Origin of the sequence: Novosphingobium barchaimii LL02 (genome assembly GCF_001046635.1) — a bacterium.
Lineage (GTDB): Bacteria > Pseudomonadota > Alphaproteobacteria > Sphingomonadales > Sphingomonadaceae > Novosphingobium > Novosphingobium barchaimii.
In genome coordinates, this window is the sequence record NZ_KQ130453.1 from 561,743 (window position 1) to 575,942 (window position 14,200).

11 protein-coding genes are annotated in these 14,200 nt (G+C 64.1%); 3 read left to right on the forward strand and 8 right to left on the reverse strand.

From position 1 onward, the window contains the following. Window positions 1–196: 196 nt before the first annotated feature. Entirely contained in the window at window positions 197–1,237 is a 1,041-nt protein-coding gene (locus V474_RS09215; RefSeq protein ID WP_082699692.1) for an NAD-dependent epimerase/dehydratase family protein, read from the forward strand. A gap of 31 nt (window positions 1,238–1,268) precedes the next feature. Here V474_RS09215 and V474_RS09220 read toward each other — a convergent pair whose 3' ends face one another. The 5 genes from V474_RS09220 to V474_RS09240 all read right to left on the reverse strand — a co-directional run bounded on the left by V474_RS09220 (window position 1,269) and on the right by V474_RS09240 (window position 6,304). After that, window positions 1,269–1,979: an SDR family NAD(P)-dependent oxidoreductase gene (locus V474_RS09220; RefSeq protein WP_059151207.1), complete on the reverse strand. Its 711-nt coding sequence runs from the start codon at window positions 1,977–1,979 to the stop codon at window positions 1,269–1,271. Further along, on the reverse strand, window positions 1,976–2,728 hold the full coding sequence (gene yaaA, locus V474_RS09225) for a peroxide stress protein YaaA (RefSeq protein WP_059151208.1): 753 nt from the start codon (window positions 2,726–2,728) through the stop codon (window positions 1,976–1,978). Before yaaA ends, V474_RS09220 begins: the two co-directional genes overlap by 4 nt. A 58-nt stretch (window positions 2,729–2,786) precedes the next feature. Then, window positions 2,787–3,590, reverse strand: coding sequence for a tyrosine-protein phosphatase (locus V474_RS09230; RefSeq protein ID WP_059151209.1), 804 nt, complete (start codon window positions 3,588–3,590; stop codon window positions 2,787–2,789). A gap of 72 nt (window positions 3,591–3,662) precedes the next feature. Next, window positions 3,663–4,769, reverse strand: coding sequence for a CorA family divalent cation transporter (locus V474_RS09235; protein WP_236711010.1), 1,107 nt, complete (start codon window positions 4,767–4,769; stop codon window positions 3,663–3,665). Beyond that, window positions 4,697–6,304: an inorganic phosphate transporter gene (locus tag V474_RS09240; RefSeq protein WP_059151210.1), complete on the reverse strand. Its 1,608-nt coding sequence runs from the start codon at window positions 6,302–6,304 to the stop codon at window positions 4,697–4,699. The genes V474_RS09235 and V474_RS09240 overlap by 73 nt, the downstream gene beginning before the upstream one ends. A gap of 442 nt (window positions 6,305–6,746) precedes the next feature. On the opposite strand from V474_RS09240, the gene V474_RS09245 reads away from it, so the two are divergent. Further along, window positions 6,747–9,521, forward strand: a complete 2,775-nt coding sequence (locus V474_RS09245) for a TonB-dependent receptor (RefSeq protein WP_059151211.1) — start codon at window positions 6,747–6,749, stop codon at window positions 9,519–9,521. A gap of 56 nt (window positions 9,522–9,577) precedes the next feature. Here V474_RS09245 and V474_RS09250 read toward each other — a convergent pair whose 3' ends face one another. Further along, window positions 9,578–10,699 carry an NADH:flavin oxidoreductase gene (locus V474_RS09250; RefSeq protein WP_059151212.1) on the reverse strand — a complete coding sequence of 374 codons (1,122 nt, stop codon included), beginning with the start codon at window positions 10,697–10,699 and terminating at the stop codon, window positions 9,578–9,580. A 100-nt stretch (window positions 10,700–10,799) separates the two neighbouring features. On the opposite strand from V474_RS09250, the gene V474_RS09255 reads away from it, so the two are divergent. Next, complete coding sequence (locus V474_RS09255; protein ID WP_059151213.1) at window positions 10,800–11,165, forward strand: winged helix-turn-helix transcriptional regulator; 366 nt, start codon at window positions 10,800–10,802, stop codon at window positions 11,163–11,165. On the opposite strand, the gene V474_RS09260 is transcribed toward V474_RS09255, so the two are convergent. Together V474_RS09260 and V474_RS09265 are read right to left on the reverse strand one after the other, a co-directional pair. Further along, the gene (locus V474_RS09260) at window positions 11,162–12,640 is read right to left on the reverse strand and encodes an efflux transporter outer membrane subunit (protein ID WP_059151214.1); all 1,479 of its coding nucleotides are present in this window, start codon (window positions 12,638–12,640) and stop codon (window positions 11,162–11,164) included. The genes V474_RS09255 and V474_RS09260 overlap by 4 nt on opposite strands. Further along, window positions 12,640–14,199: an MDR family MFS transporter gene (locus tag V474_RS09265; protein ID WP_059151215.1), complete on the reverse strand. Its 1,560-nt coding sequence runs from the start codon at window positions 14,197–14,199 to the stop codon at window positions 12,640–12,642. Before V474_RS09265 ends, V474_RS09260 begins: the two co-directional genes overlap by 1 nt. Window position 14,200 lies beyond the last annotated feature (1 nt).

The following is a 14,200-nucleotide window of genomic DNA, read 5'->3' on the forward strand; positions in this document are numbered from 1 at the left end:
GCCACGGCGTAATCCGGCATTCGGCCAGCGGCCCGGCGCACATGTGATACGCTACAGCAACACAAACAACCCGGTATTTACGGTCCTGAGTTCTCCCAATTCCGTAGCTAGATCATAGAGCTATTCTCACCCGACCGGTGCCGCTGGCTGGCGCGTGCCCCATGCGGATTCGCAACTCAGGAGCGCACACTTCATCATGCCATTGTCACTGGTTCAGAAAAGCCGCGAGGCCCAGCAGACGCCGCGTGTTCTTGTGATCGGCGGAAGCGGCTTCGTCGGTCGCCATCTGGTCACCCGGCTGGCTGGATCCGGAAGGCACTTGCGCGTGCTGACCCGCGATCCGCAAGCTGTAGAGGCTGCTCTGGCTTCCGACCTGGTCGAGCTTGTGGCGGGTAGCTACCGCGATCCTGCGGCGCTGGATGCGGCGATGGGCGGTGTCGATGCGGTCTACCACCTCGCGAAGGGGGAGGGGCGCAACTGGCAGGAGTATCTCGACAACGATGTGGAGCCTACGCGCCGGGTTGCGGAAGCGGCGCTGCGCCGGGGTGTGCGCCGGTTCATTTATGTGGGATCGATCGATTCCTACGCATCGGGTAACGCAGCTGACCGCATCGATGGTTCGACGGCGCTCGATCCGCGCATCGATAGGCGCAATCATTACGCCCGGTCGAAGGCGATCTGCGAAGACATGCTGTTGACGATGGCGCGGGAGCGGGGGCTGCCGCTTGTGATCCTGCGCCTCGGTATCGTGATCGGTGCGGGCAGTTCCCCGATCCATTACGGCATCGGCCGCTTCAAGACCTGGAACCGGCTGACCTATTGGGGGGATGGCAGGCACAAACTTCCCTTCGTTCTTGTCGAGGATGCCGCCGAAGCGCTTGTCCGCGCGCTCGACGCACCTGCCATCGAGGCGCGCAGCTTCCTGATCGCCGATGCGCCGCTTCTTTCGGCAAGGGACTATGTCGCGGCGATGCAGGCGCGTTCGGGGGCCAAAGTGCACGCAGCGCCGCGCCCTATCTGGCGATACTGGCTGGAAGACCTGATGCGCGGACTGGTCAAGACCGCGATCCGTCATCCCAATCGCCATCTCTCCAGTCTTCACGACTGGCGATGCCGATCCCATAGCGCCACGTATGATGCAGAGCAGAGCATCACCGCTTTGGGCTGGCGTCCGACAGGTACCCGTCAGGCCCTGATCGAACGCGGCATCTACCCTGCGGTCGAGGCCATGAAGTGACACTGGCCTGATCCGATGCAGGTCTCCCTGTTCAGGCAGGGATTTCCTTGCCCTCGAAATCGAACAGCTTGCCGCTGTCGGGCAGGTTCAGTCCTTCGATCACGTCGAGCAATTGCAGCGCGGCCCTTTCGGCATCGAAGAGTTTTCCGGGCTGGACATTGCCCTGAAACGGAAGGGACAGGGCGGTGTCCACCGTGCCGGGGTGCAGCGCCACGACGATCGCGCGGGCGTTGCGGCGCCGTTCCTCGATCGCCAGGTTGCGCACCAGCATATTGAGCGCCGCCTTCGAGGCGCGGTAACCGTACCATCCGCCAAGGCGGTTGTCGGCTATCGACCCGACCCGCGCCGAAAGCGCCGCGAACACAGGCTTTCCGACTTTGGGCAGGAGCGGCAGAAAATGTTTGGCCACCAGTGCAGGACCGATCGCGTTCACGGCATATACTTGCGCCAGCCACGCCGGATCAAGATCGCCCAGCGCCTTTTCGGGCCCGCGATCTGCCGTATGAAGCAGGCCAGTGGCAACGATCACCAAAGCAGGCGGAGGCCCCTTGGCGACATGCGCGGCAGCCGCAGCGATGGTCCCTTCATCGAACAGGTCGAGATGCTGCGTTCCGCTGCGCGACCGCGCGAAACCGTGCACTGTGCCGAAGGTGCCTTCTTCTATCAGAGCCGCCTCGAATGCTCCGCCGATCCCACCGGACGCGCCGATGACGACGGCACAGGTTTTGCCCGCCCCGCTCATGCGCGGGTGAAGCGCCAGCGATCGGTGTCGCTTTCTTTCGCGTCGAAACGATATCCGTCGCTGTCGAAGCCTCGCATCGCGTCTATGTCGGTAACGTGATGCTCGCATAGCCAGCGAGCCATCATGCCGCGCGCGCGCTTGGCGTTGAAGCTGATGAAACGCGGGCCGTCAGGGCCGGGCTCACGGAACTCGACCTCGATCACGCGCACCCCGTCCAGCTTCCCCTTCACGGCTGCGAAGTATTCCAGGCTGGCGAGATTAAGTACGACGTTCGAACCCTCCTCAGCCAGCTGGTCGCGCAGGAATTCGGCGATACGGTCGCCCCACCAGTCGGTCAGACTCTTGTGGCGCGGCGCCCAGCGCGTGCCCATTTCCAGGCGGTAGGGCCGGATCGCATCGAGTGGTTTGAGCAGACCGTAAAGGCCTGACAGCATCCGCACATGGTCCTGCGCGAAAGCAATGCCTGCTTCGTCCAGCGAATATGCCTCGAAACCAGTGTAGACGTCGCCGGCGAAGGCGAACAGCGCCTGCCGTTCGGGCAATTCGGCGAAGTCGCGAAACCGATCTGCATTGAGCTTGGCCAGACGCGGTGAGATGTGCATCAGCTCGGAAAGTCGCTTCTGCGTCAGGTTCGCGGCGGATCGGGCAAGGCTCTGCGCTTCTGCGGCGAAATGCGGTGTCGACACGGCAAGGGGGGGAAGCGGGCGCTCGAAGTCGAGCGTCTTGGCGGGGGACAGCAGGGCAATCATGTCGTTCGCGGTAGCGGCGGCAGCCGCTTGCGTCAAACAGTCGGATTGGTCCGCGCGGTCATGCTCCGGTCAGGTAAAATCCTTGCAGCCGCGCGCGGCCTGTATCATTCAGACCGCAGGCGGCGGCGAGATAATGCTCGAACGAACCCCATCGTTCGAGCAGGGCCTCGTCGGCACTGGTGAGGTACTCGGCGTGAGCGCCCAGCATGAGCCTGGCCGCACCGGGAATGCCTGCGTCCAGCTCGGCCAGCCGGTGATGGCGGGCAAAGGCGCCAAAAGCACGGTCGTATGTGGCGTTAGTGAGCAGGTAGTCGGCCCTTACATCATCTTCGATCACCCCCAGCGCGCGCAGCAGCATGGCTGTGACGAAGCCGGTGCGGTCCTTGCCTGCCGCGCAGTGGATCAGCACGGCCCCTTGGGCTTTCTGCGTTAACAAGGCGCTGAACAGGCCAGTCAGCGCCTCGGCGAGGTCCTGGGTGAAATCGGCATAAACCTTGCTCATCGCCGCCCGGACATCGCTCGGACCGACATTGTCGAGGCGCATCATCCGCGTCAGGTCGGCATTGGCGCTGCCTTCGGCGCCCGTCCATACGGTTGCGGGCGGGGTAGTCCAGCGGCTGGGAAATGCCTCGCGCTCCGCGCGGCTGCGCAGGTCGACGACGTGGGCGATGCCGAGCGGGGCCAATATGTCGTGGTCGGTATCGGTCAGGCCGTGCAGGCTCGACGCGCGGTAGAGGCGACCGGGCGCGACGGTGCGGCCGTCGACGGTGCGCCAGCCGGCGACATGGCGGAAGTTGTGCGCGCCTTCTAGGGTGAGGATGCGGTCCAGATGGGCGCGGGGGAAGTCAAGCGTGTCGGTCATGCATGGCCTTCGGTATGGCGGCGGTCGCAGGGAGTGTAGCGGCAGGGCCGGTGCCGGACCCGCGCGTGTATGTTACGGAAAGAAGCCCTTGCTTCGCAGGAAGAGATAGGTCGCAAGCGCCGTGCCGGCTGCGACGACTCCGGCGGCGATCGTGCCTCCGGGGCCGGTAAACGGCAGACCGCCTGTATTCATGCCGAACAGCCCCGTCACAAGCGTAGCCGGCAGCATAAGAGCGGTCATGAGTGACAGGACATAAAGGTTCTGGTTGGTTCGCTGATTGGACTGCAAATCCAGCTCGTCTCGCAACAGGCGCAGTTGCCCCTGCACACCGAGCGCATCCGCGTCGAGGCCCTGTAAGCGCTGTGACAGCTTCTCCACTGTCGATTGCAGGGCTTCGGGCAGGTCGTCGTCCTGCTCCAGGCGACGGAAAACGCGCTGGGCACCGTCCAGCATCCGGTGGATCTGCGCAAGGCGGCGGCGGATGTCGAGAAGGTTGCGGCTCGTCGGCGGGTGGTGCCCTTCAAGAAAGGCGTCTTCCGCTGCCTGCACGTCGGCGGAGAGGCGGCGGATCACGATGTCGATGTTCTGGCTCAGACTGCCGATCAGTACGTCCAGTGCGCTGGCGGGGCCATCGACCCGTCCGCCGTCGCGGATGCGCTGGCTGACGATGTCGGCCGACCCCAGCGGATGGCGCCGCGCGGTTACGATCATGCCGGGCAGTATCGCCACCCGCAGCGCGCCGATACGGGCAGTGTCGCGCACGTCGAAGTCACGCTCGAAATCGTGCAGGATGCAGCACACGGCGCCGCCATCCACAAGCGCGCGCTGGTGCGAGTCCGGCGAAAGCAGCAGTTCGCGCGCACCGACGGGCAGAGCGGCTGCCTGCTCGATCCAGACACGCGTGCCGTGGTCAGCCAGGTTGAAATGCAGCCAGCGGAACCTTCCGTTCGGGTCCCCGTCGCACGGCGCGGCTTCGTGCGCGCCGCCGGGCGCAAAGTCCAGGCCCCAGACGAGGCCCGGACCGGCGCCGAAAATGGCGCCGGTCCCGTGACCGTTTTCCGAGGGGGAAGGGATTTGCCGTTCGCCCGTATATCCCTCCCGCGCCGTCAGAGGAGCGTCGAGAACAAGGCGTAGAGCCCGCCGGCGAGCAGGATCGACACCGGCAGCGTCAGCACCCACGCCATCAGCATGTTGCGCACCGTGCTCATCTGCAGGCCGGAGCCGTTGGCGGCCATGGTGCCCGCAACACCCGAGGACAGAACGTGAGTTGTGGACACCGGCAGACCGAGGTGGTCAGCGGCGAAGATCGTGCCCATTGCCACCAGTTCAGCGGAAGCACCCTGCGCATACGTGAGGTGCGACTTGCCGATCTTTTCGCCCACCGTGACGACGATCCGCTTCCAGCCCACCATGGTGCCAAGGCCCAGCGCGAAGGCAACCGCCACCTTCACCCAGGTCGGGATGAACCGTGTGCCCGCGTCGAGCGACTTCTTGAAGCCGTTGATCGCCTCTACCTGGCTTTCGTTCAGATGGGCGGCCTTGTCCTTCGCAAGGCGTTTGATGCCTTCCGAGGCGAGATACATGTCGTTGCGCACATTCTCGCTGGCCGCGGCAGGGACCTTTGCGAGTGAGCCGTATTCATCGACCTGGCGGTCTATGTCCTTGATCAATGCCGCCAGTGCCGGGGTTGTGGAAGCCTGATGGGTCTTGTCGGCGATATAGCTGGTCACGGCGATGCGCGCCGCAACGGGCTGCAGGGCCGGGTTAGTGCCAGGGGCACCGCCGAGAGCAGCATAGGCGGCATCGGCGCCAACGTGGAATTCCTGCGTGTAGCTGGCGGGAACCGCACGATTGAGCGCATAGGCGGTCGGCACGGTGCCGATCAGGATGAGCATGATGAGGCCCATGCCCTTCTGTCCGTCATTCGAACCATGTGCGAAGCTGACACCGGTGCAGGTGAAGATCAGAAGAGCGCGGATCCACAGCGGCGGCGGCACACCGTCCTTGGGTTCCTGATACAGCTCCTTGTTTCGGATCAGCACCTTCATGGCCAGGAACAGCAGCGCTGCGACGCCGAAACCGACCAGCGGGGAGACGAGAAGGGCCTGGCCGATTTCGCTGGCCTTGGTCCAGTCGACACCGGCGGTGCCACTCTTGCCATGCATCATCGCATTGGCGACGCCGACACCGATGATCGAGCCGATCAGCGTGTGCGAACTGGAGGACGGAATACCCAGCCACCATGTGGCGAGGTTCCACATGATCGCGGCGATCAGCAGGGCGAACACCATCGCGAAGCCGGCGCTGGAGCCTACCTGCAGGATCAATTCCACCGGCAACAGTGAGACGATGCCGAAGGCGACCGCGCCGCTGGACAGCAATACGCCCACGAAGTTGAAGAAACCGGACCAGACCACCGCGACATTCGCGGGCATGGCATTGGTGTAGATAACCGTAGCCACGGCATTGGCTGTATCGTGGAAACCATTCACGAATTCGAAGCCGAGCGCGATGAGCAAAGCGATGAACAGCAGGGCGAAGGGCAGGAAGGCCATGGCCGACACACCCGCCGCGTTGGCGTCCGCGTAAACGCTGTAGGCGACGTAAGCGATGGCGGCGAGGATCGCTGCGCCAAAGCCCAACTGGCCGGCAAGGCCTAGCCCGCCCTCCAGGTTAGGGCGTTCATATTTGCTGACCGCGACGCTGGCATTCATGGAACCGGTTCCCCCAAGAGGTATCGTCTCCATGGTTAAGCCCGTCACGTGACAGCGATGTGGCACAAGCGTGAGCGGAAATTCGGAGCCGGAAAATGACCGCGATCTGCGCCGGATCCTTTATTGAATGCCCACCATTTTATAGAATGCGCTATTTGAATTTTCCATAATCATAAAAATTAAATCCTAGTAAATTTAGGATGAATATTCTAACTGTATTACAGGATTTGATGATCTGAATTATAATGAAATATATTTCGCAAATATTTCATGATATTATCAATATTTGAAATACTTGTTGTTGAAATACAACGGATGGCTGCTGTTGTTCATCAGTTTATTGAATAACAGATGACAGTCCGATGCTCGCGGGGGCAAACGCCGCCGCCTGCTTCCGGCGCCGTGGACTTCGGTCCCGCCGGAATCCGCGAAAGGAGCATCAATGACATCCGAAATGAAGCGCCTGCTGCTGGCGTCCACCCTGCTCATGGGCCTTCCCTGCATCGCCCAGGCTCAGGAAGCCGATACTGCCGAGGGCGGGGGCGAGGGTGACGCCATCGTCGTTACCGGTTCTCGCCTGACCAATGCCAACCTCGAACAGGCGGCCCCGATCATGGCGCTGAGCGAGAAGGAACTGAAGCTGACCGGTCAGGTCAATGTGGAGAACATCCTCAAGGACCTGCCGCAGATCCTTCCTGGCGCCACCGGCGCGTCCAACAACCCGGGCGACGGCGTCGCCACAGCCGACCTGCGCGGCCTCGGCTCCGCGCGCACCCTGGTGCTGGTCAACGGCCGCCGCTACGTGTCCTACGACACCAACCAGATCGTCGACCTCAACACGATCCCGACCGCGCTGATCGAGCGCGTCGACGTGGTGACGGGCGGCAAGTCCGCCGTCTACGGCTCGGATGCGGTCAGCGGCGTCATCAACTTCGTGACCAAGCAGGATTTCGAAGGAATCCAGGCCAACGGCAACTACCGCATCACCGATTCCGGCGACGGCGCGCAGTATACCGGCGGACTGCTGGTAGGTAAGAACTTCGCGGACGGCAGGGGTAACATCACGCTTTACGGCGATTACATGAAGCGCAAGTCGGTCCTGCAATCGGCGCGCAGCTACACCTCCGTCGCCCAGACTGACGATGGTGAGGGCGGCCTTTCCGCCGGCGGCTCCAGTTCGATCCCGCAAGGCGCGATCGCGGTGGGGGGCAACCGCTACAAGTTCGCGCAGGACGGTAGCTATTCGGCCTATGATAGCACCGCGGACGCCTACAACTACGCGCCCGACAACTATCTCCAGGTCCCGCAGAAGCGCGAGCTGCTGTCCGGTCAGGCCCATTTCGACGTCAGCGATCACCTGACGCTCTATGCCGAGGGACAGTACGTTCACAACCGCGTCGCCAACCAGCTGGCGCCGACGCCGCTGACGGGGACGTTCTTGCTCGACACCGATTCCTCGTTCCTCAGCGCAGGCAGCCAGTCGCTGCTTTCCGGCTACGATACCGATGGCGACGGGTATAGCTCGGCGTCCGTATATCGCCGCCTGAGCGAAGTGGGGCCGCGCATCTCCAAGGTGGACAGCAAGGCCTATCGCGGCGTGCTGGGCGCGCGCGGGACCATCGACGGAGACTGGAGCTACGACATCTACGGCAGCTTCTCGCGCACCAGGCGCGTCGAGCGGCAGCAGGGCAACGTATCTGCCAACGCCGTGCAGCAGGCTCTGCTGACGACATACGACAGTTCCGGCAGCCTCGTCTGCTCGGACACCAGCAATGGCTGCGTCCCGCTGAACATCTTCGGCGCGGGCAACATCAGTCAGGCTGCGGCGGATTTCATCTCCATCGACACGATGAACCGCTCAACCATCACCGAGAAGGTCGTCAGCGGCGCGATCACAAACGACAGCCTGTTCGACCTTGGCGCCGGTTACGCCGGCCTCGCGATCGGCGCGGAATACCGCAGCGAGCACGGCTCGTTCAACCCGGACGCAGCCTTAGCATCGGGCGACGTGATCGGGTTCAACGCCTCGGAGCCGACCTCTGGCGGATACAACGTCAAGGAACTGTTCGCCGAGATCAACGTCCCGCTGCTGGCCGACCGCCCCTTTATCGACCGGCTCGATTTCAACGGAGCGGCGCGGTACTCCTACTACTCGACGGCGGCAAAGTCGGTCGGCACGTTCTCGGCCGGTCTGGTCTGGGCGCCGATCAAGGACATCAGCCTGCGCGGCCAGTTCTCGCGCGCCGTGCGCGCACCTACCGTCAACGACCTCTACAGCGGCAGCGCCCAGAACTTCGAGACGGCGTCGGATCCCTGCGCCGTGGCCGGGGCGCCCAACAATGCCTCGCTGGTGGCAGCTTGTGTAGCGTCCGGTGTCCCGGCCAACTACGTCGGAACCGAGTATAACGGCGGCGACACGCAGGTCGACAGCGTGAACGGCGGCAACCCGGACCTGCGTGAGGAGACTGCGAACACCTATACGTTCGGTGCCGTTCTGCAGCCACGGGCGATCCCGGGCCTGTCGATCACCGTCGACTACTACCACATCAAGATCGACAATTTCATCACCGCGGCAGGAACGGCGAACATCATCAATGCCTGCTTCGGCGGCTATGATACCAGTTACTGCTCGCTGCTGCCGCGCGATGCCAACAGCTACACGATTACCGGCGCGCTCGACAACCTGACCAACTCGGGCGGCGTGAAGACCGATGGTATCGACTTCGACGCGCAGTACACCGCCCCACTGGCGTTCGGCACGAATAACGAGAGCAAGCTGAACCTGCGCGTTTCGGGCACCCGCCTGCTGGGCTGGACCTTCAAGCCGATCGCGGCGCTTTCGGATCTCACGGTCGATTGCAAGGGCAGCTTCGGGCTGCTGTGCGGCAACGTCTATGCCAAGTGGCGCCTCAACAGCCGCGTGACATGGGCAACCGAGGGCACCACGCTCTCGCTCGCCTGGCGGCATCTTTCGGCGGTCAAGGACGACGATCCATCGACCGTCTACACCGTCGAGAAGATCAAGGCGTACGACTATTTCGACCTGACCGCGAGCTTCGATATCGCCAAGCGGTTTACATGGAATGTCGGCATGAACAACATGTTCAACCGCAAGCCGCCGATCCTGGGCGACAACCAGGAACAGGCGAATACCTTCCCGTCGACGTACGACGTCTATGGGCGCACGTTCTTCACCGGGCTGACGGTGGATTTCTGACGAAACAGGACAGGGGAGCGCAATTGCCGTTCCCCTGTCCTTTCATTTGTGCGTCGTCAGACCAGTTCGGCCAGAGCGGAAGCGTCGAATCCCTTGAGTTCGGCGACGTCGCCTGCGCGTACCTTTGAGGGCCACTGCGGATCGCTGATGAGGGCGCGGCCAACCGCAATGAGGTCGAATTCGTCGCGCTCCATGCGTTCGATCAGGCCGTCGAGCCCTGCCGAGGTGGAGCTTTCTCCACCGAATGCGGCCATGAAATCGCCTGACAGGCCGACCGATCCGACGCTGATCGTCGCCGCGCCCGTCAACTTCTTGGCCCAGCCGGCAAAGTTCAACCCCTTGTCGCCATCGATCTCGGGGAACTCAGGCTCCCAGAAGCGGCGCTGTGAGCAGTGCAGTACATTTACACCGGCATCGACCAGCGGTTGCAGCCAGTCGGCCATCAGGTCGGGGGTTTCGGCAAGGCGCGCTTCATAGTCCTGTTGCTTCCACTGGCTCACCCGCAGGATGATCGGGAAGTCAGGGCCCACCGCTGCGCGGACCGCCGCGACGATTTCCGCCGCGAAGCGCGAACGCTCGCGCAGGCTGGCGCCGCCGTAGCGGTCGGTGCGCAGATTGGTGCCTGCCCAGAAGAACTGGTCGATGAGATAACCATGCGCGCCGTGCAGTTCGACGGTATCGAAACCCAGGCGCTTGGCATCGGCGGCCGCGCGCGCGAAGGCGGCGATGGTATCGGCAATGGCCGCGTCGTCCATGGCCAACCCGCGCGGCGCGCTGGGCGCGTCAAGGCCCGAGGGGCTCTCCACGGGCATTTCTGGGGTCCATTCGGTCAGGAAGCTCTTGACCGCGCCGGTGTGCCACAGCTGTGGGCCCATACGGCCGCCGGCGCCGTGGACGGCGTCGATCACGCCTTTCCAGCCTGCCAGCGCGGCATCGCCGTGGAAGAAGGGAATGCCCGCGTCGTTGCGCGATGCGGGGCGGTCCACCACCGTGCCCTCGGAAAGGATCAGGCCCACGCCGCCTTCTGCGCGGCGCCGGTAATAATCGGCATTGGCGGCAACGGGCACACCCTGGTCCGTGATGGACCGCGTCATCGGCGCCATGACGATGCGGTTGGGCAGTTCCAGCGAGCCGATACGAAACGGACGAAACAGGATGTCGGTGGCAGAAGCGGTCATGCGGATAGTCTCCATTGCAGCGCAGGCGCACTAGGTATATCTTGGATACCTGACGTCAATGAGGCACCCTGGATCGCCCAGGTATACCGGAGGATACCACATGGCCGAATGTCAACGGTTTGTCGTCGATTGCCCGAGCCGGCTGCTGTTCGACCAGCTCGCCGATAAATGGTCGATGATGGTGCTGGCGGTTCTCGATCCGGGGCCGATGCGGTTTAATTCGATCAAGCGCCACCTGGAGGGCGTGACCCAAAAGGCGCTGACGCAGTGCCTGCGCCGTCTGGAGCGCAACGGCCTGCTAACGCGGCGCGTCATCCCGGCCTCGCCGGTGGCTGTCGAGTACGAGATTTCACCGCTCGGCCGGTCGCTGCAGGTGCCGTTCAAGGCGCTCTACAACTGGACCGTGGTCAATCTGGACCAGGTGGAGGAAGCGCGGCAGGAGTTCGACCAACGGCTCGCTGCCTAGCGGGCGGGTTGCTGGCCCCGCTCGTCGCTCCAGCCCAGGCCCAAGGCTTTTTGCACCGCGATATAGTCGATGGTTAGCTGCGCGCGCGCCTGTGCCACGGCAATCGCGGCGGAAAGCTGCTGCCGCTCGACGTCCAACTGGTCGATCAGGCTTGATGTGCCCGCCGCAAAGCGCTGACGGTTGAGGCCGGCAGCGCGCGCCGCGCTTTGCTCGGCGCCGGTCAACTGTGCAAGCTGGCGGCGGGTCGCACCGAAACGGGCAAGACTGTCCTCGGCATCCTGAAGCGCGGCGAGGACCGACTGGCGGTACTGCGCCTGTGCCCCGTCACGCTGGGCCTCGGCCTCGCGTACGGCGCTGCGGCTGCGGCCGAAATCGAGGACCGGCCAACTGAGCTGCGGCATCAGCAGCGCGGCAAGGTTGCCCGGATCGAGCACGTCGCCCGGCTCGGTGCCGCCAAGGCCGAGAATGCCGGAGAACTTGATGCCGGGCAGGGCCTGCGCTTTCTTCACGCCGATGTTCGCAGTGCTGGCCGCCAGCGCCCGTTCCGCGGAGCGGACGTCGGGGCGATGCGCGATCAGCGTTGCCGGATCGGCGATCGGGACCGACGCAGGCGGTAGGGGAACGGGCGCGCTGGCCTCCAGCATGGCGTCCAGCTCTCCTGGTGCGCGGCCGGTCAGAACCGCCAGAGCGTCCTTGTAGATCGTGATCTGCGCGGTGAGCGGGACGTTCTGCGCATCGGTGGAGGCCAGTTCGGCCCGCAGCCGCTCTACCTGCAGCCCGGAGGCTGTGCCTGCCGCAAGGCGCTGGCGCGACAGGTCCAGCGCGCGGCGCTGCAGTTCGCTTGACCGCGCGTTGAGGCGGGCACGTTCCTCGACATCCCGCAAATTGACATAGGACTGCGCGACCTGCGCGCTCAACGACACCTGGGCATCGGCAAGGTCGGCATACCGCTGGTCCAGCGTATCGCGCGCCGCTTCGACGCCGCGCCGCTTGCCGCCGAACAGGTCCGGCTCCCAGGAGACATTGGCGCCCACGTTGTAGAAGTTGAGCGCGCTGGAACTGCCCGAAGACGCTTCGCCTTCGCCGCTGTCAGAGGAATCGCCGCCGGCCAGCGCTCCGAGGCTGGAGCCGGGCAGACGGGCGTGGACGTACATGCCGGTCGCCGATGCAGTGGGCAGCAGGTTGGCGCGCCCCTGTTCCAGCTTCGCGCGCGCTTCGCGGATACGGGCCTGCGCAGCTTCGATGCTGGGGCTGGCGGTCAGAGCCTCGTCGACGAGGTGGGTCAGCGCTGCATCGTTCAGCGTCTCCCACCACCGCGCGATGCCGGGGCCGGCGGCAAACGAAGGGTCGTCCGCGCGCACGAATGTGCCGCGCGTTGCCGCAGTGGCAGCCACTTCGGGCGGTCCGGCATAGTCGGGACCGGAAGTGCAGGCAGCGACACAAGTCGCTGTCAGGAGTACCAGGGCGCGCCGCATTAGTGCATCCCCGCGATCGAGGCATTTCGCGGCAGCGGCCGCAGGAAAAGGACGAGCGGGATGACGCAGATCGTCACCATGCTCATCACGAAAAATATGTCGTTGTAGGTCATGACAAGCGCCTGTCCCTGGATCTGCTGGCCGAGCAGGCGGATGCCCGCATCGGGACTCCCGACCGCCTGCCCGAGGCCGGTGACGTAGCCCTGCACGTCCGGCGAATTGGCGTTGAGTGTTTCCTCCATCCGGCGCGAATGCAGCCAGACGCGGTTCTGCTGGAGGATGGATATGCCTGCCAGTGCAAAGCTGCCGCCCAGATTGCGCATGGAATTGAACAGGCCCGAGGCATCGCCAGCGTCTTCCGGCGGGACCGACTGGACCACTGCCTGGCTCAGGAACAACATGCCCAAGATCTGGCCGATACCGCGCATGAGCTGGGAATCTGTGAATTCCGCGCCGGTCGAATCGAGCGTCAGCCCTGATTCCATCCAGGCTGAGAAGCCCATGATCCCCATGCCGAAGGCCACTGCGATGCGGATGTCGAGATGCTTGAGCAGCAAGGGCACGAACGGCATCAGGAGGATGCTGGGAATGCCCGAAAGCAGAACGACCTTGCCCGATTGCAGCGCATTGTAATCGGCGATGGCGGCGAGGAACTGCGGGATCGCATAGGATGTGCCGTAGAGCACGACGCCCAGCGCCATACCCATCAGCGCCACCGAACCGAATTGCCGATCAAGCAGGAGGCTGAGCTTGATAACGGGGCGCCGCGCGGTGAACTGGCCGTAGAACAGTAGCATAAATCCGAACAGGCTTGTCGCCGCCATAGCCTGGATCAGCGGCGAGGCGAACCATTCCTCTCGTGCGCCCTCTTCCAGGAATACGGTGAGCCCGCCCATGCCGAGCGCGAGGCCGACGATGCCCACCCAGTCCGCCTCGCGCAGCAGGTGCAGCTTTGAGGGCTGGTGCGGCAGGCCGACGACCAGCAGGGTGATGAGGATGATCGAGATCGGCACGTTGAGAAAGAAGGCGTAGTGCCAGCTCAGGTTCTCGGCCAGCCAGCCGCCTACCAGCGGGCCGATCAGCGGGCCCAGGATGGCGACGACGCCGAACGCGGCAGTGCCGATGGATTGCTGGCTGCGGGGCAAGCGCTGAGCGATGATGGTCTGCGCGGTGGGGATCATCGCTCCGCCGGTGATCCCCTGGCCGACGCGGCCGATGATCATGATCGTCAGCGAATTTGCGAAGCCGCACAGGATCGAGAAGCCGGTGAACAGGGTAACCGCGATCAGCAGGAACGTGCGCAGTCCCAGCAAGCGCTCCAGCCAGGCGGATAGCGGAATGATGATGATCTCGGCGACGAGGTAGGACGTCGCCACCCAGGCCCCTTCGGTCCCGGTGGCGCCGATCTCGCCCTGGATCGTGGGGAGTGCGGAATTGACGATCGAGATGTCGAGCGTCGCCATCAGCGCGCCCAGCGTGCCTGCCGCCACCGCCAGCCAGGCGCTGAGATCGGCCCGCTCGGGGCGCGGCGGATTGCCGGGAAGAGCGGCGCTTGCCACG

Bases quoted from the DNA above. Each gene is read 5' to 3' on its own strand.
- V474_RS09215 (WP_082699692.1), top strand. From the start codon at position 197: ATGCCATTGTCACTGGTTCAGAAAAGCCGCGAGGCCCAGCAGACGCCG.
- V474_RS09220 (WP_059151207.1), bottom strand. From the start codon at position 1,979: ATGAGCGGGGCGGGCAAAACCTGTGCCGTCGTCATCGGCGCGTCCGGT.
- yaaA (WP_059151208.1), bottom strand. From the start codon at position 2,728: ATGATTGCCCTGCTGTCCCCCGCCAAGACGCTCGACTTCGAGCGCCCG.
- V474_RS09230 (WP_059151209.1), bottom strand. From the start codon at position 3,590: ATGACCGACACGCTTGACTTCCCCCGCGCCCATCTGGACCGCATCCTC.
- V474_RS09240 (WP_059151210.1), bottom strand. From the start codon at position 6,304: ATGAATGCCAGCGTCGCGGTCAGCAAATATGAACGCCCTAACCTGGAG.
- V474_RS09245 (WP_059151211.1), top strand. From the start codon at position 6,747: ATGACATCCGAAATGAAGCGCCTGCTGCTGGCGTCCACCCTGCTCATG.
- V474_RS09250 (WP_059151212.1), bottom strand. From the start codon at position 10,699: ATGACCGCTTCTGCCACCGACATCCTGTTTCGTCCGTTTCGTATCGGC.
- V474_RS09255 (WP_059151213.1), top strand. From the start codon at position 10,800: ATGGCCGAATGTCAACGGTTTGTCGTCGATTGCCCGAGCCGGCTGCTG.
- V474_RS09260 (WP_059151214.1), bottom strand. From the start codon at position 12,640: ATGCGGCGCGCCCTGGTACTCCTGACAGCGACTTGTGTCGCTGCCTGC.